This is a genomic window from Micromonospora sp. U21, from assembly GCF_018070045.1.
Classification (GTDB): domain Bacteria; phylum Actinomycetota; class Actinomycetes; order Mycobacteriales; family Micromonosporaceae; genus Micromonospora.
This window is the reverse complement of the sequence record NZ_JAGPYK010000011.1, coordinates 63,837-82,945: the sequence shown is the minus strand read 5'-3', so window position 1 is coordinate 82,945 and position 19,109 is coordinate 63,837. Positions and strand designations below refer to the sequence as shown.

At 71.7% G+C, this 19,109-nt stretch carries 19 protein-coding genes; 1 reads left to right on the top strand and 18 read right to left on the bottom strand.

Translation table 11 applies throughout. The features are described 5' to 3' along the window. Window positions 1–2 precede the first annotated feature (2 nt). From KBX63_RS16800 to KBX63_RS16715, 18 genes are all read right to left on the bottom strand, one after another. Complete coding sequence (locus KBX63_RS16800; RefSeq protein ID WP_210912179.1) at window positions 3–791, bottom strand: glycerophosphodiester phosphodiesterase family protein; 789 nt, start codon at window positions 789–791, stop codon at window positions 3–5. A gap of 11 nt (window positions 792–802) precedes the next feature. After that, complete coding sequence (locus tag KBX63_RS16795; protein WP_210912178.1) at window positions 803–1,138, bottom strand: rhodanese-like domain-containing protein; 336 nt, start codon at window positions 1,136–1,138, stop codon at window positions 803–805. A gap of 58 nt (window positions 1,139–1,196) precedes the next feature. Next, the gene (locus tag KBX63_RS16790) at window positions 1,197–2,159 is read right to left on the bottom strand and encodes an LCP family protein (RefSeq protein ID WP_210912278.1); all 963 of its coding nucleotides are present in this window, start codon (window positions 2,157–2,159) and stop codon (window positions 1,197–1,199) included. Window positions 2,160–2,372: 213 nt separating this feature from the next. After that, complete coding sequence (locus KBX63_RS16785; protein ID WP_210912177.1) at window positions 2,373–3,626, bottom strand: LCP family protein; 1,254 nt, start codon at window positions 3,624–3,626, stop codon at window positions 2,373–2,375. Between the two features lie 208 nt (window positions 3,627–3,834). Next, window positions 3,835–5,070, bottom strand: coding sequence for an LCP family protein (locus KBX63_RS16780; RefSeq protein ID WP_210912176.1), 1,236 nt, complete (start codon window positions 5,068–5,070; stop codon window positions 3,835–3,837). Window positions 5,071–5,146: 76 nt separating this feature from the next. After that, a complete protein-coding gene (locus KBX63_RS16775) occupies window positions 5,147–6,124 on the bottom strand; it encodes an NAD-dependent epimerase/dehydratase family protein (RefSeq protein ID WP_210912175.1) in 978 nt (325 codons plus the stop codon). Between the two features lie 92 nt (window positions 6,125–6,216). After that, entirely contained in the window at window positions 6,217–7,908 is a 1,692-nt protein-coding gene (locus tag KBX63_RS16770; protein WP_210912174.1) for a cation acetate symporter, read from the bottom strand. After that, window positions 7,886–8,251 (bottom strand): DUF485 domain-containing protein, encoded by a 366-nt coding sequence (locus tag KBX63_RS16765; RefSeq protein ID WP_210912173.1) that lies wholly within the window; start codon window positions 8,249–8,251, stop codon window positions 7,886–7,888. The genes KBX63_RS16770 and KBX63_RS16765 overlap by 23 nt, the downstream gene beginning before the upstream one ends. Window positions 8,252–8,436: 185 nt before the next feature. Beyond that, a complete protein-coding gene (locus KBX63_RS16760) occupies window positions 8,437–8,970 on the bottom strand; it encodes a flavin reductase family protein (protein WP_210912172.1) in 534 nt (177 codons plus the stop codon). Then, window positions 8,951–9,238 carry an alpha/beta fold hydrolase gene (locus KBX63_RS16755; RefSeq protein ID WP_210912171.1) on the bottom strand — a complete coding sequence of 96 codons (288 nt, stop codon included), beginning with the start codon at window positions 9,236–9,238 and terminating at the stop codon, window positions 8,951–8,953. Before KBX63_RS16755 ends, KBX63_RS16760 begins: the two co-directional genes overlap by 20 nt. 190 nt (window positions 9,239–9,428) lie before the next feature. Next, window positions 9,429–11,120 carry an ABC transporter permease gene (locus KBX63_RS16750; protein WP_210912277.1) on the bottom strand — a complete coding sequence of 564 codons (1,692 nt, stop codon included), beginning with the start codon at window positions 11,118–11,120 and terminating at the stop codon, window positions 9,429–9,431. Beyond that, window positions 11,117–11,881: an ABC transporter ATP-binding protein gene (locus KBX63_RS16745; RefSeq protein WP_210912170.1), complete on the bottom strand. Its 765-nt coding sequence runs from the start codon at window positions 11,879–11,881 to the stop codon at window positions 11,117–11,119. Before KBX63_RS16745 ends, KBX63_RS16750 begins: the two co-directional genes overlap by 4 nt. A 193-nt stretch (window positions 11,882–12,074) precedes the next feature. After that, complete coding sequence (locus tag KBX63_RS16740) at window positions 12,075–13,715, bottom strand: cation acetate symporter (protein WP_210912169.1); 1,641 nt, start codon at window positions 13,713–13,715, stop codon at window positions 12,075–12,077. 1 nt (window position 13,716) lies between these two features. Continuing rightward, window positions 13,717–14,130 carry a hypothetical protein gene (locus tag KBX63_RS16735; RefSeq protein WP_210912168.1) on the bottom strand — a complete coding sequence of 138 codons (414 nt, stop codon included), beginning with the start codon at window positions 14,128–14,130 and terminating at the stop codon, window positions 13,717–13,719. Between the two features lie 44 nt (window positions 14,131–14,174). Continuing rightward, window positions 14,175–15,923 (bottom strand): DUF4153 domain-containing protein, encoded by a 1,749-nt coding sequence (locus KBX63_RS16730; protein ID WP_210912167.1) that lies wholly within the window; start codon window positions 15,921–15,923, stop codon window positions 14,175–14,177. Beyond that, window positions 15,920–17,002 (bottom strand): HAMP domain-containing sensor histidine kinase, encoded by a 1,083-nt coding sequence (locus tag KBX63_RS16725; protein ID WP_210912166.1) that lies wholly within the window; start codon window positions 17,000–17,002, stop codon window positions 15,920–15,922. The genes KBX63_RS16730 and KBX63_RS16725 overlap by 4 nt, the downstream gene beginning before the upstream one ends. Further along, window positions 16,999–17,676: a response regulator transcription factor gene (locus KBX63_RS16720; protein WP_210912165.1), complete on the bottom strand. Its 678-nt coding sequence runs from the start codon at window positions 17,674–17,676 to the stop codon at window positions 16,999–17,001. The genes KBX63_RS16725 and KBX63_RS16720 overlap by 4 nt, the downstream gene beginning before the upstream one ends. Before the next feature lie 140 nt (window positions 17,677–17,816). Then, on the bottom strand, window positions 17,817–18,467 hold the full coding sequence (locus tag KBX63_RS16715) for a DUF5701 family protein (protein WP_210912164.1): 651 nt from the start codon (window positions 18,465–18,467) through the stop codon (window positions 17,817–17,819). A gap of 138 nt (window positions 18,468–18,605) precedes the next feature. On the opposite strand from KBX63_RS16715, the gene KBX63_RS16710 reads away from it, so the two are divergent. After that, complete coding sequence (locus tag KBX63_RS16710) at window positions 18,606–19,097, top strand: SigE family RNA polymerase sigma factor (RefSeq protein ID WP_307871735.1); 492 nt, start codon at window positions 18,606–18,608, stop codon at window positions 19,095–19,097. The last annotated feature ends 12 nt before the right edge of the window (window positions 19,098–19,109 follow it).

The following is a 19,109-nucleotide window of genomic DNA, read 5'->3' as shown; positions in this document are numbered from 1 at the left end:
GGTCAGCGATCCAGCCGGGCCAGGGCGTGTGCGGGCCGATCGGTGATGATCCCGTCCACCTCGGCGGCCAGGACCAGCTCCAAATCCGTCGGGTCGTTGACCGTCCAGACGTACACCTCGTTGCCGGCCGCACGCAGCGCGGGCAGCAGTTGCGGGCGAGCCCGGACCAGGCCGATGCCCGGCCCGGCGATGCGGGTACCGAACGGCAGCCGGCCCAGGGAGAGCCAGCGCGGCAGCACCTCCAGCAACAGCACCGTGGGCAGCGTCGGGGCCAGCTCGCGGACCCGCCGGACCGCCAGCGGCGAGAACGACATGACGGTGACCTGGACCGGGTCGTCCGGCGCCGGGTCGGCCAGCCCGTACCGGCGCAGCAGGTTGACCAGCCGCCGCTCCACGTTCGAGCCGTAACGCGACGGGTGCTTCGTCTCCACCAGCAGCCGGACCGGGCGGCCGGCGGCCAGCACCGCGTCCAGCAGCCGGGCCAGGGTCAGCAGCCGGGTGTGCGACTCGTCGGGCGGCACGTCACCGCTCGGCGCGCTGGCGGGATGCCACGAGCCGAAGTCCAGCATCTCCAGCTCGGCGAGCGTACGCGCGCTGACCAGGCCGCGACCGTTGCTGGTGCGGTCCAGTCGCCGGTCGTGCACGCAGACCAGGTGCCCGTCCCGGGTCAACCGGACGTCGCACTCCAGACCGTCGGCGCCCTCGTCGAGGGCACGCAGGTAGGCGGCGAGGGTGTGCTCCGGAAGGTCGTACGAGGCGCCGCGGTGCGCGAAGACCAGAGGTCCGCCCATCCCGGCCGCCTTCAGATGACCTGGCCGGGCTGCCCGTTGGCGTCGACCACCGGGCGGCCGACGGCGGCCCACTGGCGCATCCCGCCGTCGGCGTTGCGCACCTGCTCCCAGCCGTTGTTCACCAGGTAGGCGACGACCTGGGCGGAACGCCCGCCGGAGCGGCAGATGACCGCCACGTCCCGGTCGGTCGGCACCTCGGCCAGCCGCGCCGGCAGCTCCATCATCGGCAGGTGGTGGGCGCGGGGAGCGTGGCCGGCCGCCCACTCATCGTCTTCCCGCACATCCAGCAGGTAGGTGTCGTCGGCGATCTCGGTCACGGGCACGGTGGGAACCTGGGGTCCGAACACAGGTACCAACACTAGATCCTCATCGGCAGGATCGGCATCGACCCGGCCGTCGGCACCATCACAACCGGGTCACCCACCGTGGGTTGGCCTGAACCCAGGCCGGCACCCTGGTGCCGCGTACGGCCTCGAAGAGCCCGTTGCCGCCGTTGTCCAGCACCACGTACGAGACCTCGCCGATGGTCTGCGGGGACGAGGGCACCTGGACGCCCCGCAACCCGTCGGCCGGCAGCGCGTGCAGCGCGAGGAGCAGGTCCTCCAGGGGTACGCCGTTGGTGTCGACGGTCAACGAGCCGCCGACCGCCCGGAGGACCTGGTCCAGCTTGACCGGGTTGCTGCGCAGGTCGGCCTGGCTGGTGCGCTCCAGCATCGCCCGGAGCAGTTGCTGCTGGTGGTGCTGCCGGTCGTAGTCCCCGCCGGGCAGGCCGTAGCGCTGCCGCACGTAGTCCAGCGCCTCCGCTCCGTCCATCTGCTGGCAGCCGGTGGGGAAGACCCGGTTGGTGTGGATCGAGCGGACCTCGGTGTCCACGCACATCTGCACCCCACCGAGCAGGTCGATCACCTTCCGGAAGCCGGAGAAGTCGATCAGCGCGGCTCCGTCGAACCGGATACCGGTGAGTCGGGTCAGGGTGGCGGAGAGCAACCGCGTGCCGGCCTGCCCGCCGCCGCCGTGCTCGTACGCCGCATTGATCTTGTCCTGGCCGCCGGCGAAACCGTTCGTCGGCGGGATGGCGACCAGCAGGTCACGCGGGATGGAGACCAGGTACGCCTCCCGGTGCCCGGCGGGCACGTGCACGATGAGGATGGTGTCCGAGCGTTGGTCGGGCCCGGTGTCGCCGGGGCGGCGGTCGGAGCCGACCAGCAGGTAGTTGAGCGGCCCGTCCAGGTCGGTCCGATCGGTGCGGGCGTCGAGGTCGAGCAGTATCTCCTTGGCCACCGCGCGGTCGTACCGGTGGCTGAGCGTCTTGAGCCCGACCACGGCGAGCCCGGCCAGCAGGACGAGGGCCAGGCCGATGCCGAGCAGGATCCGCGAGCCACGGGCGCGGCGCGGACGGGCGGCTCGGGCCTCGTCAACCCGGTCCGCCGCGTTCCGCCCCGACCTGGACGTGACCGCCTCCCCGCAGCCGGTACCTGAAACTTGCTCACGTCAGGCTACGGGCAGTGACGGGGCGGTCGCCGGCTTTCCGGGACCTTCGGCCGACGGCCGCCTGCGGGCGACCTGGATCAGCCCCAGCCGTCACTTACGGCTGGACATCATCTCGGGGTGGGCGAAGACGAATTCGGCCAACTTGTCCTGCTTCATCGCCTGGAACATCTCCAACGTCTCGGCGTTCAACGCCTCGCGCTTGTTGGCGTTGCCGTTGAAGGTGCCGTTGTTGGTCTTGAGCATGGTCAGGTCGTTCGCGGTCACCCCGCGCATGGTGAAGATGAAGTCCTCGATCGGCACCCCACCGGTGTCCAGCACGAACGCCTTGCCGGCCGCCTTGATCAGCTGCTGGAGCTTCGCCGGGTTGGTCAGCGTGCCGCCCTCGGTGGCCTTGCGGGCCATCGCCTTGATCAGCTGCTGCTGGTTCTGCTGGCGGTCGTAGTCACCACCGGGCAGCCCGTAGCGTTGCCGGGCGTAGTCCAGGGCCGCCCAGCCCTCCATCTCCTGGCAGCCCTTCTTGTGCACCACCGTGGTCATCTGCTTGCCGGTCTTCTTGGCGTCGGCGTTCCACATCGGCTGGCCGTCGACCAACGACATGTGCTTCGACTTGACCTCGTGACTCACGCAGATCCGCACCGTGCCGAGGGTGTCGATGACGTTCTTGAAGCCACCGAAGTTGATGATCGCCGCACCGTCGAAGCTGACTCCGGTCAGCCGCTTGATCGTCTGCGCCATCAGCTGGGCGCCGCCCTCCCAGCCGCCGCCGTTGCGGGCGCCGGCCTGGAAGGCGGCATTGATCTTGTCGGTGCCACCAGCGAACTTGCTCGCCGGGAACGCCGGGATCTGCGCCTCGGTGTCCCGGGGGATGGAGATCAGGTACGCCTGGTCGTGGGAGGCCGGGATGTGCAGGATGATGATGCTGTCCGACCGGACGTCGTCCGCGGCCCACCGCTCCCGCGCGTCCACACCGAGCAGCAGCATGTCGATCGGCCCGTCCAGGCTCGCGCCGCCCTCGGAGTCGGACTTGCCGGCGTCACCGAGCAGGTTCCGCTGGGCGATGTCCCCGGTCGCCTGGCTGATCAGCACCTTGCTGCCGACGATGCCCACTCCACTGGTGAGCATCAGCACGGCACCGAAGATCACCGTCAGTCGGGCCCAGAGCGGGTCCCTACGCTTCGGGCGCTTCTTCGCCGGCCCGCCGCCCGACCGGCCACCGTCGCCGGGCGGGCGACCACCCGGTCCGCCGCCCGTGGGGCCCGGCTGGATCGGTATGGACGCGGCGATCCGGCCGCTGGGGGCGGCGGACCCGGTAGACGAAGGGCGACGGCTGGCCTGAACCGGCATGCGTGCTCCAGCTCGTGATCAGGAGGGGGGCGGCACCACTGTACGTACATCGATTCAACTTGGCGAGTTCATCCCGGGTCAATCCGGACGCCAATTTCGCCGGGGTCGGTCGATCGTCGACAACCGATGACCCGAACGGACCGCCACCTGTCCGACGGCCGGCCCGGTCGCCACGGGGCGTGCCGCCATCGGCGGTCGCCCGGCCGGGTCAGCCGCCCTCGGTGCCCTTGGGCTGGTTGGCCTTGACCCAGTCCGCCATGGTGTCCGCCGACATCGCCCGGTACATCGCCAGCGCCTTCTCCCGGTCGGAGACCACCACCGACTCGTCGTTGATCGTCTGGCTGCCCGAGTTCGGGCTGGTCACGAAGGTGAGGTTCTGGCCGCGCAGGTTGCGGAACTGCAGCGCCATGTCCGTCACCGAGAAACCCTCGTCGACGGTGGCGGCCGCGGTCACCGACTGGAGGAAGTCGTTGAGCTTCTTCGGGTTCGCCAGCGTGCCCGTGCTCGCCGCCTTGTCCAGCAGCGCCCGGAGGAACTCCTGCTGGTGCCGCATCCGGGCGAAGTCCCCGTCCGGGAACTGCTTGCGCTGGCGGATCCAGTCCAGCGCCTCCGCGCCGTCCATGTGGTTGGTGCCCTTGGTGAACGTCCGGTACGGCTTGTGGATCGAGGTGATGGTCCGCTCCACCTTCAGGTCGACCCCGCCGAGGGCGTCGGTGACCTGCTTGAAGCCGGCGAAGTCGATCGCCATCACGTGGTCGATCCGGACGTCGGTGAAGCACTCCACGGTGCGGACCGCGAGCGGCAGCCCGCCGAACGCGAAGGCCGCATTGATCTTCGCGCGCTGGCCGGAGCCGCAGTCCGCGCCGGCGCTCTGCGGGATCGGCACGTAGAGGTCACGAGGGATGGAGACCAGGTACGCCTCCTGGTGGTCGGCCGGGATGTGCATCACGATGATCGTGTCGGCCCGCCACTGGCTCTTCGTGTCGACCGGCGCGTCCGGGTCCCGGGAGTCGCTGCCGACCAGCAGGATGTTCAGCGCACCGTCGACGGTCTTGGCCGGTCGGCCACCGGTGATCTCCGCGAACGGATCGGTCCGGGCCAGGTCGCTGTCGAGATTGCGCGCGTACAGCCACGCGCCGATGCCGCCGAGCAGTGCCAGCACCAGCACCGCGATCCCGGCCACCAGGCCGATCCGACCCCAGCGCGGCCGTGGGCCGCGCCGGCCCGGCCCGCCTGCGCCACCCGGTCCGCCGGGCCCGCCGGGCCCGCGCGGCCCCTCCGGGCCGCCCGGCCGGGGCTGCTCCTCGCCGGGCGACGGGTACCAGCGTGCCTCGGTCGGACGGGCGCGTCCGGAGGCGCCCCGGTCGGGGCCGGGCACGGAGGCGCGCCCGGCACTGCGGTGCAGGTACGGGTGCGGAACGCCGGCAGACGAGGTCGCTGACATGCAACTCAGGGTACGTAGGGCGAGCCACTACCGCCCTCAGGCGGCACTCAGCGAGCGGCCGTGTATCGCCGGCCGGTTACCCTAGCCGCGCCCGGAAGTACTCGATCGTGCGTCGCAGGCCGTCTTCGGGCGCCACCGTCGGCTCATATCCGAGCAGTTCGCGGGCGAGGGTCAGGTCCGGGCGACGCATCTCCGGGTCATCCGAGCTTCGAGTGATGTAGGTCACTTCCGACGTGCTGTCGGAGAGCGACACGATCAACTCAGCCAGTTGCCGCATGGTGAGCTCGTGCTCGGTGCCGCAGTTGATCGGGCCGGTCTCGGTCGAGTCGAGCAGCAGCAGGATGCCTCGCACCAGGTCCTCGACGAAACAGATGGACCGGGTCTGGTTGCCGGTGCCGTGCACGGTGATCGGCTCGCCGCGCAGCGCCTGGGAGATGAAGGTCGGGATGGCCCGGCCGTCATCCGGGCGCATCCGCGGGCCGTACGTGTTGAAGATCCGGACGATCGCCGCGTCGAGCCCGCGGTAGCGGTGGTACGCCATGGTGGCCGCCTCGGAGAAGCGCTTCGCCTCGTCGTAGACGCTGCGCACCCCGATCGGGTTGACGTTGCCCCAGTAGGTCTCGCGCTGCGGGTGCTCCTTCGGGTCCCCGTACGCCTCGGAGGTGGAGGCCATCAGGAACCGGGCGCCATCGGCGACCGCGCGGTCCAGCAGGTGCAGGGTGCCCACCGAGCCGACCCGCATGATCTCCACCGGCAGTTGGGCGAAGTCGGTGGGGCTGGCCGGCGAGGCCATGTGCAGGATCGCGTCGAACCGCTCGGCCAGCGCCGGGTGGTGCGTCGGCAGACCTTCGGAGATGTCCGCCTCGACCAGGGTGAAGGTCGGCTGGTCGAGCAGGTGGGCGACGTTCTCCTTGGAACCGGTGACGAAGTTGTCCAGTGCCACCACCGTGCAGCCCCGGGCGACAAGGGCGTCCACCAGGTGCGACGGAACGAAACCGGCGCCGCCGGTGACGAGAATGCGGTGACCGGAACCGAAGCGCTCAGCAACCTTCATGCCGGTCAGCCTACCGACCCCCGGAATTAAGGAAGGGCCCCCTGTTAACGCCTGGCGTTGTACAGGGGGCCCTTCTTAACAAAGTGACGCGGTTAGTGGGCGCCGGCGCCGGTGAGGGCGCGGACCTCCAGCTCCGCGTACTTGTCCTCGTCGTGCTCCTTGGAGACGAGAGTGCCGATCCAGCCGCACAGGAAGCCGAACGGAATCGAGAGGATGCCCGGGTTGGACAGCGGGAACCACTGCCAGTCGTGCTCCGGGAACATCGACGTCGCCGCCCCGGAGACCACCGGCGAGAAGAACACCAGGAGTACGGCCGAGAGCAGCCCGCCGTAGATGGCCCACACCGCGCCGGAGGTGTTGAACCGCCGCCAGAACAGGCTGTAGAGGATCGCCGGCAGGTTGCCGGAGGCGGCCACCGCGAACGCCAGCGCCACCAGGAACGCCACGTTCAGGTTCTGCGCGAAGATGGACAAGGCGATCGAGACCGCGCCGATCACCAGGGCGGAGATCCGGGCGACCCGTACCTCCTGCCGCTCCGACGCCTCACCCTTCTTCACGACGTTCGCGTAGAAGTCGTGCGCCAGGCTGGACGAGGAGGCCAGGGTCAACCCGGCGACCACCGCCAGAATCGTGGCGAAGGCGACCGCCGCGATGATCGCCAGCAGGGCTGCTCCTCCCAGGTCGCCGCCGAGGAAGTCGATGCCGAGCGCCTCGGCCAGCTGCGGCGCCGCCGTGTTGCCCGCCTTGTCCTGGGCGGTGATCGCCTCGCTGCCGACCAGTGCCGCGGCGCCGAAGCCGAGAGCCAGGGTCAGCAGGTAGAAGGTGCCGATGATGCCGATCGCCCAGAGCACGCTCTTACGGGCCGCCTTCGCGGTCGGCACGGTGTAGAAGCGGATCAGGATGTGCGGCAGGCCGGCGGTGCCGAGCACCAGGGCGATGCCGAGCGAGAGCAGGTCGACCTTGTTGTAGAAGGTCTGTGTCGCGTTGCCGGCGACCTCGACGCCGTACCGCAACCCTGGTTCGAGGAACGCGCTGCCCTTGCCGGACGAGGCGGCGGCGTCACCGAGCAGCGACGACAGGTTGAACTTGTACTTGGCCAGCACCAGGAGGGTCATCACCAGCGCGCCGCCCATCAGCAGGAACGCCTTGACGATCTGCACGTAGGTGGTGCCCTTCATGCCGCCCACGGTGACGTAGATGATCATGAGAGCGCCGACCATGATGATGGTGGCCACCTTGGCGGTCGCCGCATCCATGCCGAGGAAGGTCGTCCCCGGCCGGATGCCGAGCAGCAGTGCCACCAGAGCGCCGGCGCCGACCATCTGGGCCAGCAGATAGAAGATCGACACCGTGATGGTGGAGACCGCCGCCGCCGTACGCACTGGACGCTGGCGCATCCGGAAGGCCAGCACGTCGGCCATCGTGTACCGGCCGGAGTTGCGTAGCAGCTCCGCGACCAGCAGCAGGGCCACCAGCCAGGCGACCAGGAAGCCGATCGAGTAGAGGAAGCCGTCGTAGCCGTAGAGGGCGATGAGGCCGGCGATGCCGAGGAACGAGGCGGCCGACATGTAGTCGCCACCGATTGCCATGCCGTTCTGGAAGCCCGAGAAGGACCGGCCGCCCGCGTAGAAGTCGGTGGCCGTCTTCGTCTGCCGGCTGGCCCAGATGGTGATGGCCAGGGTCACCGCCACGAAGACCAGGAAGAGGGTGATGGTCAGGTTGCGGGCGGTGTGGTTGCCCGCCTCCGCCGCGAGGAGCGGGTTAGCCGCGAGGACCGTGTTCATGGGTCACCTCCCCGATCTCGGCGCGGATCCGGTCGGCGACCGGATCGATCTTCCGGTCCGCGTACCGCGAGTAGAGCCAGGCGATCACGAACGTGGAGACGAACTGGAGCAGGCCGAAGACCAGGGCGATGTTGATGTTGCTGCCGAACAGCTTCGTGCCCATGAAGTCCCGGGCGTACGCGGAGAGAATGACGTAGAGCGCGTACCACAGGAAGAACGCGACGGTCATCGGGAAGACGAAGCCGCGCAGCGCGCGCCGCAGCCCGGCGAACTCGTCCGACCGTTGTACGGCCAGGTATCTGTCCGGCTGGGAAGCGGTCGGCGCGGGTGTGTCCGTGGACATCTGTGGATCACCACCTTCACAGGCGTTGGAGGAGTTTCGCGCACCGTAAAGAGCGCGCTCCCCGCCGGGGAAGGCCGCGATCGACGCCGGTCGGCGAGTGCGCCGAGCGGTTGGTTGGCTGCGCCGAGTGACCCAGATCACCCCGGTGACCGGTCGGTCGACGCACTGGCCGCCAGGACCCCCGTTCAGCCGGGCAGCTCGTGGTAGCGACCGCGGTAGTGCAGCAGCGGGCTGGTCTCCTCGGCCAGGTCGACCGCCTCGATCGTGGCCTCCACCAGCAGCGCCCAGCCGTACTCCCGGGCGGTGTCCAGTCGGCAGCCGACCCATCCGCCGGCGTCCGCCGGGATCGGCCCGTACGGGGTGTCGGTCCATGCCCCGCCGGCGAAGAGCCCACCCGGGGCGGGGAAGAGGCCGGCGAACCGGTCGGCGAGCTGCCGGTGCGGTGGGCCGAGCGGCGCCACCGCGAAGCGGCCCGCCTCCTCGATCGCCGCCCAGAGATCGGACTCCGCGTCGATCAGCCCGAGCAGCCGGTCGGGCTCGCCCTCGGCGACCAGAGTGGACGAGACGGTCAGCCCGGCCGGGCCCGGTGCGGTCCAGAGGGTCACCGGCGCGGCGAGCCGACCACGCAGCCGGCGGACCGGCGACCGTTGCCCGGTCGGCACCGCGAACGGGTCGGTGTGGTGGATCTCGGCGCCCGGCTCATGATTCACGTGAAACATTGTGACCCCACCGCCCCGCTTCGAGGACCCGACCGGCGAAGGTCCGGACCAGGGCGGCCACCTCGTCGGCCCGCGTGTCGAGCACGAAGTGCCCGCCGTCGAGCAGGTGCACCTCCGACTCGGGGACGTCGGACCGGTATGCCGTCGGTTCGGTGACCTCGAAGGACGTGTCGTACCGACCCCAGACGACCAGCAGTGGTGGCTGGGTCCGGCGCTGCCACTCCTGCCAGGAGGGGTACGAGGCGACGTTGGTCCGGTAGTCGTACATCAGGTCCAGCTGGATGTCGATCTCGCCTGGGCGACTGAGGAAGGCGTGCTCGTCGGCCCACAGGTCGGGGTCGTACCGCTCGGGGTCGGGATCGTCGCCGACGTGCCGGACACGGATCGACGCCAGCGAGAGGATGTTCTCCCGAATCCTCCTCGCCGACCGGGTCGGCGCCGAGGTCAGCGGGTCGTGCTCAGCGGCGCGGGGTGACCGTGGCCAGCAGCTCCGGCAGCCGCCGGTCCAGCACGTCGCCGGCCAGGTACGCGCCCAGCATCGCCGCGCCCAACCCGTACGCCGCGCCGACCGGCAGGGCCAACCAGAGCCAGGCGTCATCGAGCAGCGCCGCGGCCACCACCATCGGCACCGCGACGATCGCCGAGACGACCATGGCCAGCAGGGTGAGCAGGCCCTTCGCCAAGCCGGCGCCGCTGTTCATCGCGAACGGGTTGCTCGTCTCCGGCAGCGAGTACGCGCCGAGCACCGAGACGAAACTGTTCACCGCCAGCCCCGCACCGTAGGTGGCGGCCAGGCTGCCGGCGGTCAGCCCGATCCAGCCCGGGTGGCCGAGAAGCACCGACAGCACCACCGCGACGACCGTCAGCATCGGCAGCACGTACAACGAGAAGGCCGTCATCCGCGCGCGCAGCTCCACCCGGCCGGGCACCCCGGCCACCACGTTCGCGGCGTACGCGCTGCCGTCGAAGCCGAACTGGTTGGCCAGGGTGACCGAGGCGAGCACACCGACGAAGAGCATGGAGAGGGTGACCAGGACCGGTGAGCTGTCATTGGCACTCATCGTCATGCCCTGCTCGCCCTCGGCCGCGAAGCCCGCGCCACCGAGGTTGATCATCACCGGTACGAAGATGCCGACCACCGCGACCGTGATCAGGTTGGCCCGGCGGCGGGCGTCCCGCCACCAGTAGCGGGCCTCCCGGGCGACCAACGCACCGAACCGGTCCCGACGGAACCAGCCGGCGACCCGGGGAAACAGTTGGGCGACCGCACCACCGGTGGCGCCCCGCCGTACCGGAGCCCGGCCGGCGCTGACCGCTCCCACCATCGCCGACTCCAGGGACCGCGACCACCACACCAGCAGGGCACCGAGCGCGACCACCGTGATCAGCAGCTTGACCGGAGCGGCCCAGACCCGCCCCTGGGCCACGTCGATGCCGGCGGTCCACGGTGCGCCGAACGGCGTCCAGCCGATCACGGTCGCCACCCCGGTCAGCCGGTCCCAGTCCGTCTCGCGCAGCGCGGCCAGGCCGAAGATCTGCAACGGGCCGAGCAGCGCGGCGGCCACCGCCAGCAGGACGGCCGCCAGGTCACGCACCCGGCGCGACCGCAGCATGGAGGCGAAGGCGCTGGTCACCGCCCGGCTGGCGGCCACACAGAGCAGCAGCCCGGCGACCACGCCGACGGCGGCCACCAGACCGGCGGACCAGCCACCCAGCGCCCAGGCGGTGAGCACCAGCCCGAATGTGGCGATCAGCACCGCCAGCGCCGGCACGCTGGCCAGGGCCGCGGTGAACAGGCCGACGACCAGCGTGCGACGGGGCAGCGGCAGCAGCGCGAACCGGGCCGGGTCCAGCGTCTCGTCGACCCCGAAGAAGACCAGCGGCAGCAGCAGCCAGCCGAGCACCAGCAGCCCGCCACCGCCCGCCGCGACCAGCACCGCGTAGCGGCCGTTGCCCGTCATGCCCGGCACGGCGAAGAGGAAGAAGCCGCTGGCGGCGAACCAGAGCCCGAAAAGCGCACCGCCGATGAACAGCGCGATCCGCCAGCCCTGGCCCCGGAAGCTGTTGCCCATCACCCGTAGCTTCAGCCGCAGGAAGTGTCGGGCGGAGACGGCGCGGACCGGCCCGGCGGGCGTGGCGGCGGGGCTCACCGGGAAAGCCACGACAGCTCCTCACCGGTCGCGGTACGCCCGCCGACCACCTCGACGAAGACCTGCTCCAGTGAGCGGTCGCCGCGTACCTCCCCGATCGTGCCGACCCGCTTGATGGCGCCCCCGGCCAGAATCGCCACGTGCGAGCAGAGCCGCTCGACGACCTCCATCACGTGACTGGAGAAGACCACGGTGCCGCCGCCGGCCGCGTACCGGGTGAGGATGTCCCGGATCAGTGCGGCGGAGACCGGGTCGACCGCCTCGAACGGCTCGTCCAGCACCAGCACCCGGGGGCCGTGCAGCAGCGCGCAGGCCAGGCCGATCTTCTTCTTCATGCCCGCCGAGTAGTCCACCACCAGCGTCCGGCCGGCGTCGCCGAGCGCCAGCACGTCCAGCAGCTCCGCGGCCCGCTGGTCGACCACCGCCGGGTCCATTCCACGCAACAGCCCGTTGTACGCCAGCAGCTCCGCCCCGGTCAGCCGGTCGAACAGCCGGACCCCGTCGGGCATCACGCCGAGCAGCCGCTTGGCCGCGACCGGATCCCGCCACACGTCGTGCCCGAGCACCCAGGCCGAACCGGCATCGGGCCGCAACAACCCGACCGCCATCGACAGAGTGGTGGTCTTGCCGGCGCCATTCGGCCCGAGCAGGCCGTAGAAGGAGCCGGCGGGGACGTCCAGATCGACGCCGGCCACCGCGATGGTGCCGTCGAACCGCTTCGCCAGGCCGCGCAGCGCGAGCGCGGGATGCTCACCAGTCATGAGCCGACGTTATCCGTCGGCCACCACTTTCGCGCTCCGGCAGCAGGCGGACCCGTCGTCATCCCCAGGACGGACGTCCGGGACGTCCCGCTGGCGGTAACCGCCCATCCGAGACGGAACGGAGGTCTGCTGACCGGCCGGTTGTTAACAAGGGACCCCTGCTCTACCGCAGGCGTTAACAAGGTGCCCTTCCTTACATGCGGAGGGCCTCGGGGGTGTGGAGGCGGAGCATGGTGGCGGCGACGTCGGCGGGGGCCCGCCGGCGGGTCGCCATCGACACCGCGACCATCACGGTGAAGGCCAGGGGCACCGTCCAGGCGGCCGGCTGGGCGGTGAGCGTGGCCGGCCAGCCGGACAGCGGCGGGCCGAGCACGGTGACCAGCACCGCGCCGATCGCCGCGCCACCGCCGACCAGCACCCCGGCGGCGGCACCCAGGTCCGTCAGCCCGCGCCACCAGATGCCGAGCACCAGCAGCGGGCAGAAGCTCGACGCGGCGACCGCGAAGGCGAGCCCGACCACCTGCGACACGTCGAGCCCGGAGACGTTCAGCGCCAGCACCGCCGGCACGCCGCCGGCGATCACCGTGGCCAGCCGGAAGCCGCGCACCGAGCCCCGGCCGAGCACGTCCGTCGAGATCACCCCGGCGACGCTGGTCAGCAGCCCGGACGAGGTGGAGAGGAAGGCCGCGAACGCGCCCGCCGCGACCAGCGCGGCGAGCAGCCGCCCGACCAGCCCGTCCCCGAGGGCCGCGCCGGGCAGCAGCACCACCACCGCGTCGGTCTGCCCGCTGACCAGCAACTGCGGGGTGTAGATCCGACCGAGCACCCCGTACAGGGTGGGGAGCAGGTAGAAGGCGCCGACCAGCGCCAGTACGACCAGCGTGGTCCGGCGGGCCGCCGCGCCGTCGGGATTGGTGTAGAAGCGGACCAGCACGTGCGGCAGGCCCATGGTGCCCAGGAAGGTGGCCAGGATCAGCGAGTATGTGGCGAACAGGCCCCGGTCGTCGTCGCCGGCCGCGCTGGGCAGCAGCCAGTCGGCGGCGTCGGTGGCCACCCCGGACACCTCCGGCACCGGGTCGCCCGCGGCGAAGGTCAGCTCGTCGCCGGGGCGTACCTCCCGGACGTCGCCGTCGGGCAGGGTGAGGGTCGCGCGGTGCTCGACCACGACGGTGGTCGCGGCCCGGAACGTCGGCCCGTCGGGCGGTGTCACCGCCGGCCGGGCGTCGGCCTGCCACTGCAACGCCAGGAAGATCGCCGGTACGGCGAGCGCGGTCAGTTTGAGCCAGTACTGGAACGCCTGGACGAAGGTGATCGCCCGCATCCCGCCGAGCGCCACGTTCGCGGTGACCACGGCCGCCACCAGCAGGGCACCAACCGGGTACGGGGAGCCGGCCACCGTGGCCAGGGTGAGCCCCGCGCCCTGAAGCTGCGGCACCAGGTAGAGCCACCCGATGAAGATCACGAAGGCGGTGGCCAGGATGCGCAGCCGCCGCGATCCCAGCCGCAGCTCACAGAAGTCGGGCAGGGTGAACGCGCCGGACCGGCGCAGCGGCGCGGCCACGAAGAGCAGCAGGGCCAGGTAGCCGGCGGCGAACCCGACCGGGTACCAGAGCACGTCCACGCCGTACTTGAGGACCAGACCGGCGATGCCGAGGAAGCTCGCCGCCGACAGGTACTCCCCGCCGATGGCGGCGGCGTTCCAGGTCGGACTGATCGCCCGGGAGGCGACCAGGAAATCGGAGGTGGTCCGGGCCAGCCGCAGCCCGTAGAAGCCGATCCCGACGGTGACCAGGGTGACCGCGACGATGGCCGGGACCACGTAGTCGTTGCCCACCTCAGCGCTCCGGCCGCTGCACCAGGTCGGTGAAGTCCTGCTCGTTGCGCTCGGCCAGCCGCACGTACGCCCAGCCCACCCCGATCAGGAACGGGAAGGACGCCACACCCAGCAGCAGCCAGGGCAGGTTGACGCCGGCGACCGTCGTCCGGCCGAGCGACGGCGCGATGGCGAACAGCCAGGGCAGCCCGCCGAGCCCGATTGCCACCACGAGCGAGAGCCGCAGCGCCAGCGCGAGCTGGGCCCGGACCAGGCCGCGGACCAGCGCCTCGCCGACCTGCGTCTGTTGCGCCAGCTCGGTGCGGGTCCGCTCGGCGCGGCTGTCCTGCCGGGTGATGTCGGCCAGCACGATCCGGGTCCGCCGGGGCGGCGGTGCCGTACCGCCGGGCCCGACGTCAGGGAGTCGCTCGGCCACCCCGGCAGTCTCGCCCGCCCTGCCGGAATGTCAAGCGCTCGCGCTCACCAGCGCAGCGGACCGGGACAGTCCGTGGCGCTGGCCGCCGGGGTCACGCCCAGCTCCCGCCGGGCCCGCTCCCGGCCCAGGTTCGCCGCCCAGAGGCCGTCCCGGGGCAGCTCGTCGGCGATCTCCCGTAGCGCACACGCCCGCAGCGGCTCGGGCAGCCGATCCAGTGCCGGTACCGCGTCGGCGGAGAGCCGGGAGAGGTAACCGACGTCCAACCGGCCGGTCTCCAGATACCGGTCGACGTTCCGGTCGGCGATCAGCCGATCCGGGTTGACCAGGGCCAACCCGAGCAGCGCCAGCACCGCCGTGCCGATCACCAGCCGGGGCAACCAGTCGGCCCGCAGACGCGCCACGGCCGCCGCGACCAGGACGAAGAGCAGCCCGAGCCAGAGTTCGACGGTCGCCACGACGAGCCTGAGTCGGGTGGCGCCGTACGCGCCGGCGTAGACCTGCATCCGGTAGAGCGCGGAGGCGACGACGATCAGGCTGAGCACGGTGAGTGTGCCGAGTAGTGCGCGGACCATCAGCCGGTCGGCCCGGGTCGCCTTCGGCGCCCGACGGGCGGCGATCGCGATGACCAGCAGGGTGAGCGCGGTGACGGCGAGCAGTTGCCAGAAGCCGCCGCGGGCGTACTGGGCGTAGGTGAGCCCGGCCGTCCGGAGCACGTGCCCCGCGCCGCCGAAGAACACCGTCAACTGGACCAGCACGAACGCGGCGAACAGGGCGTTGAGCAGCGCCAGCGGCAGGGCCCACTCCAGCCGGTGCGCCGGTCGGGTCGGCGCCGGTCGCAGGCCCTCCAGGTCGGGCGGGCGGCTGACCAGGTACGCGCCGCCGAGCAGGCCCCCACCGATCAGCAGCAGGCGTGCGAGCCAGCCGATCACACCGCTCGCCGAGATGTCGGGCAGCAGGCCCGCGACCAGGTCGGCGAAGACCGCGTCGGCCGAGGAGAAGAGCAGACCGAACAGCGTCAGCAGCCCGGCCGAGACCGCGAGGCTGCTCAGGATGCGTCCGGCCCCGGCCCCGGCCGGGCGGGTGCGGCGCAGCCCGCGTACCGCCCAGGGGAGCGCCCGGACCGTCGCGGCCGGCGGCAGCGTCGCGGCCACCAGCATCCCGAACGGGCTCCGCCCGCCGGTCACCGCCAGCGTCGCGGTGACCGCGGCGGCTACCAGGCAGAGCGCGAAGAGCCAGCCGGCGGCCCGGACCGAGCCGACCGCGACCAGCGCGACGGTCGCGGCGGCCCAGACGGCCCGCGCCACCCGCCCCGGTGCCCCCGTGGCACCGGGACGGGCGGTGGCCGGCGCGGGGTCGGCTGCGCCGGGTGCGGCGTTCGTGGCCCGCGTCGCCGGGTCGCCCGGCGCGTAGGCGGTTCGGTCGGGGACATCCGTCGCCGGCGACAGCGTGGCGGGTCGAACGACGGTGGCCGTGACGAGGGCGGCCGCGGCGGCCAGCGCGGCCACCAGCCAGCCGACGCCCGGACGAACCACCGGTAGCGTCGAGGCGCCGACGACCGCCGCCGCAGCCAACGCGGCCAGCACCACCGGACGGGCGGCACCGAGCGGTCCGGGCCAGCGGCGTTCGAGCAGCGAGGGTGGCTTGGGCGTGGCCGGCGTCGGGGCCCATGGTTGAGGTCGACCGGCCACTGGCGGGAGCGCCGGGCCGGGGCCGACCCAGGGCTGGCCGGGCCGGCCGGGAGCGGTGGGCTGCGGGCCGGCGGCCGGGACGGGGGTGCTGGCAGGGCTGGTCATACGGCCTCTTCTCGGGGTGACCCGTCCATCGGGATGGTGACCTGGATGCGGCAGCCGGGACGGTCACCACGAGCCGGTCCGGCCGGATCGAGGACCCCGATCCGGCCGCCGTGCAGTTCGACGACCCACCGGGCGATGGCCAGGCCCAGTCCGGTGCCGCCGCCGGCCGACCGATCGCCGCGGGTGAACCGCTCGAACACCCGGGAGCGCTCCGCCGAGGGAATGCCCTGACCCTCGTCGCTCACCTCGAAGCGGAGCTGGCCGGCGTGTTCCTCGGCGCTCAACCGGACCGTGCCGCCCGGCGGGCTGTGCCGCGCCGCGTTGTCGAGCAGATTCGCGAACACCTGGTGCAACCGCCACGGGTCGGCCTGCACGGTCAGGGGCACCGCCAGCTCACGGAGCTGGAAGCGCACGTCCAGCCCCGCGCCGGTCGCACTCGCGGTGGCGTGCTCCACCGCCTCGTCGAGGAAGTCCCCCACGTCCATGCGGACCCGCCGGAGCGGGACCACCCCGGCGTCGAGTCGGGACAGGTCGAGCAGGTCGGCGACGAGGTGCCCGAGCCGCTCGGTCTGGGTCAGCGCCGAGCGCAGTGCCGCGGGTTCGGGCGCGGACACCCCGTCCACCATGTTCTCCAGCACGCCCTGCAACGCGGTGATCGGCGTGCGCAACTCGTGCGAGACGTTGGCGATCAGCTCGCGTCGGCGCTGGTCCGCGGCGTGCAGGTCCTCGGCCATCTTGTTGAACGCCTGGGCCAGCTCGCCGACCTCGTCCCGGGACGTGGCGCGTACCCGGCGGGTGTAGTCACCGCGGGCCATCGCCCCGGCGGCCGCCGTCATCTCCCGCAGCGGCGAGGTCATCCCGTGGGCCAGCACCTGCGAGGTGAGCAGGGCCACGGCGATGGCGGTCGCCGAGGTCACCGGTGGTGGCCAGCCGATGCCGTACGAGAAGTAGGCGAGCCCGGCCGCGCCGGAGGCGACCAGCAGCACGCCCAGTTTCAGCTTGATGGAGCGCACCGGGTCCAGCGGGCGGGGCAGCAGCTCCAGCACCCGGTCCAGGCGGGTGAGCAGGGTGGCGGTCATGACGGCACTTCCAGGGCGTAGCCGACTCCGTGCACAGTGCGGATGAGGTCGGCGCCCAGCTTGCGGCGCAGGGCCTTGACGTGGCTGTCCACGGTGCGGGTGCCGCTTCCCTCGGCCCACCCCCAGACGTCGGCGAGCAGCCGTTCCCGAGGGAGCACTGCCCGGGGCCGTCCGGCGAGGTGGACCAGCAGGTCGAACTCGGTCGGCGTGAGGTGCACGTCCGCACCGGCCCGGCGGACCCGCCGCTCGGGCTCGTTGATCTCGATGTCGCCGAGGCGGATGGCGGGCGGAGCAGGGGTGGCCGCCCGCTCCACCCGGCGCAGCAGGACGTGCACCCGGGCGGCCAGCTCCCGCATCGAGAACGGTTTGGTGAGGTAGTCGTCCGCGCCGACCGCGAGCCCCACCAGCAGGTCGGTCTCGTCGTCCCGGGCGGTGAGCATCAGCACCGGCACCGGCCGGACGGCCTGGATCCGCCGGCACACCTCCAGGCCGTCGAAGCCGGGCAGCATCACGTCGAGGACGACGAGATCCGGCTGCCCGGACCGGAACTGCTCGACCGCGCTGGGGCCGTCCGCAGCGATCTCCACCGCGAATCCCTCGGCGCGGAGTCGGGCGGCGACCGACTCGGCGATGGTCCGTTCGTCCTCGACCACCAGTACCCGGCGTTCCTTCATGGGGCCTGACTGTAGGGAGCCGGCGTGGAGATCAGTGGGTGGCGTTGTGAATAACCTGTGGAGAACGGGTCATCCCTGTGGATAACCCGGTGGGCATCGCCGGTGCGGGCCTCGCCTGACAGCCCACACCGGCGTCGCCCTCACTTCAGCCCGACGCGTTCCGGGCGGGCAGAGGCGGAGCCGAGCCAGGTGTGCGGGTTGCCGTACCAGCACCACCCCAGTTTCGGCGCGCCCTGGCTGATCCAGATCGCCGGCACCCGCTTGTCGCCGCATTGCGAGCCGATTAGCGAGAAGCACTTGTTCTTCGCCAGCGCCGCTGGATACAGGGTGACGAGGGCGAGCCCCTCGTCGATGGTGAGCGGCAGCCGGTCCTGGCCGGTGATCACCTCCATCGCCGACGCGGGGGCCAGGTTCAGCGTCTCCTCGCCGCGGTCCACGTCGAAGAGCAGGTACGCCGGACCCGCCGGCACGTCCAGTTCCTTGATCGGATCGAACTTCGGCAGGTCGTCCTCGCCGTAGTGCCGGTCGAGGAAGCCGGGCTTGCGCTTGCCGGCCAGCGTGGTGAGTGCCAGCCGCTGCTCGACCGGTGCCAGGTCGCGGGTGATGACCAGCAGGAACGGCACCCGACCCTCGGTCGGTGCGGGCAGCCCGGCCGCGCCCGCGATCGCCGCCGCGCGGAGCGGGGTGACCAGATCACGGAAGGCGTCCTCGGGCAGGTCGGCGAGCGCCGGGTATCCCAGCTCCACCAGGCGGTCGAGCTGGCGGTCGAATTCGGTGGCGGCGTCGAACACGGGCGGGCTCCATTCGTCGTTCGTCCGAGTACCGTACGACGTACGACAGCGCGGGGTTATTCCCGCTGCCTGATGCAACCCTCGTGGGCGACCGCTCCGTCGTACGACCGTGATGGTCAGCAGACGGGAGAGACCGCGGTGAGGCGGGCCGACGAGGACGACTTCCATGACTTCGTCGCGGACCGCATGGACCGCTGGCGACGGAGCGCATTCCTGCTCTGTCAGGACTGGCACGCCGCCGACGACGTCGTCTCGGTCACGGTGACGAAGCTCTACCGGAGCTGGCGCAGGGTGCGTCGGGCGGAGAACCGCGACGCGTACGCGCAGCGGGTCCTGACCCGATCCTGGCTCGACGAGCAGCGTCGGCCCTGGAGCAACCGGGAGCAGTCGTGGGCCGAGGTGCCGGACGTGGCCGGCGCCGTGCCAGAGACGGTGACCGATCGTGACGGGCTCGCCGCATTGCTGCGCTCGCTCGCCCCGAAGCAACGGACGGTGCTCGTCCTGCGCTTCTACCTCGACTACTCGGTCGAGGAGACCGCCCGGATGCTCGGCATCTCCGCCGGCACCGTCAAGAGCCAGTCCGCACGCGGGCTGGCGAACCTGCGCACCGCCGTCAACGGTCAGTACTGAGCGGGGAGGCAC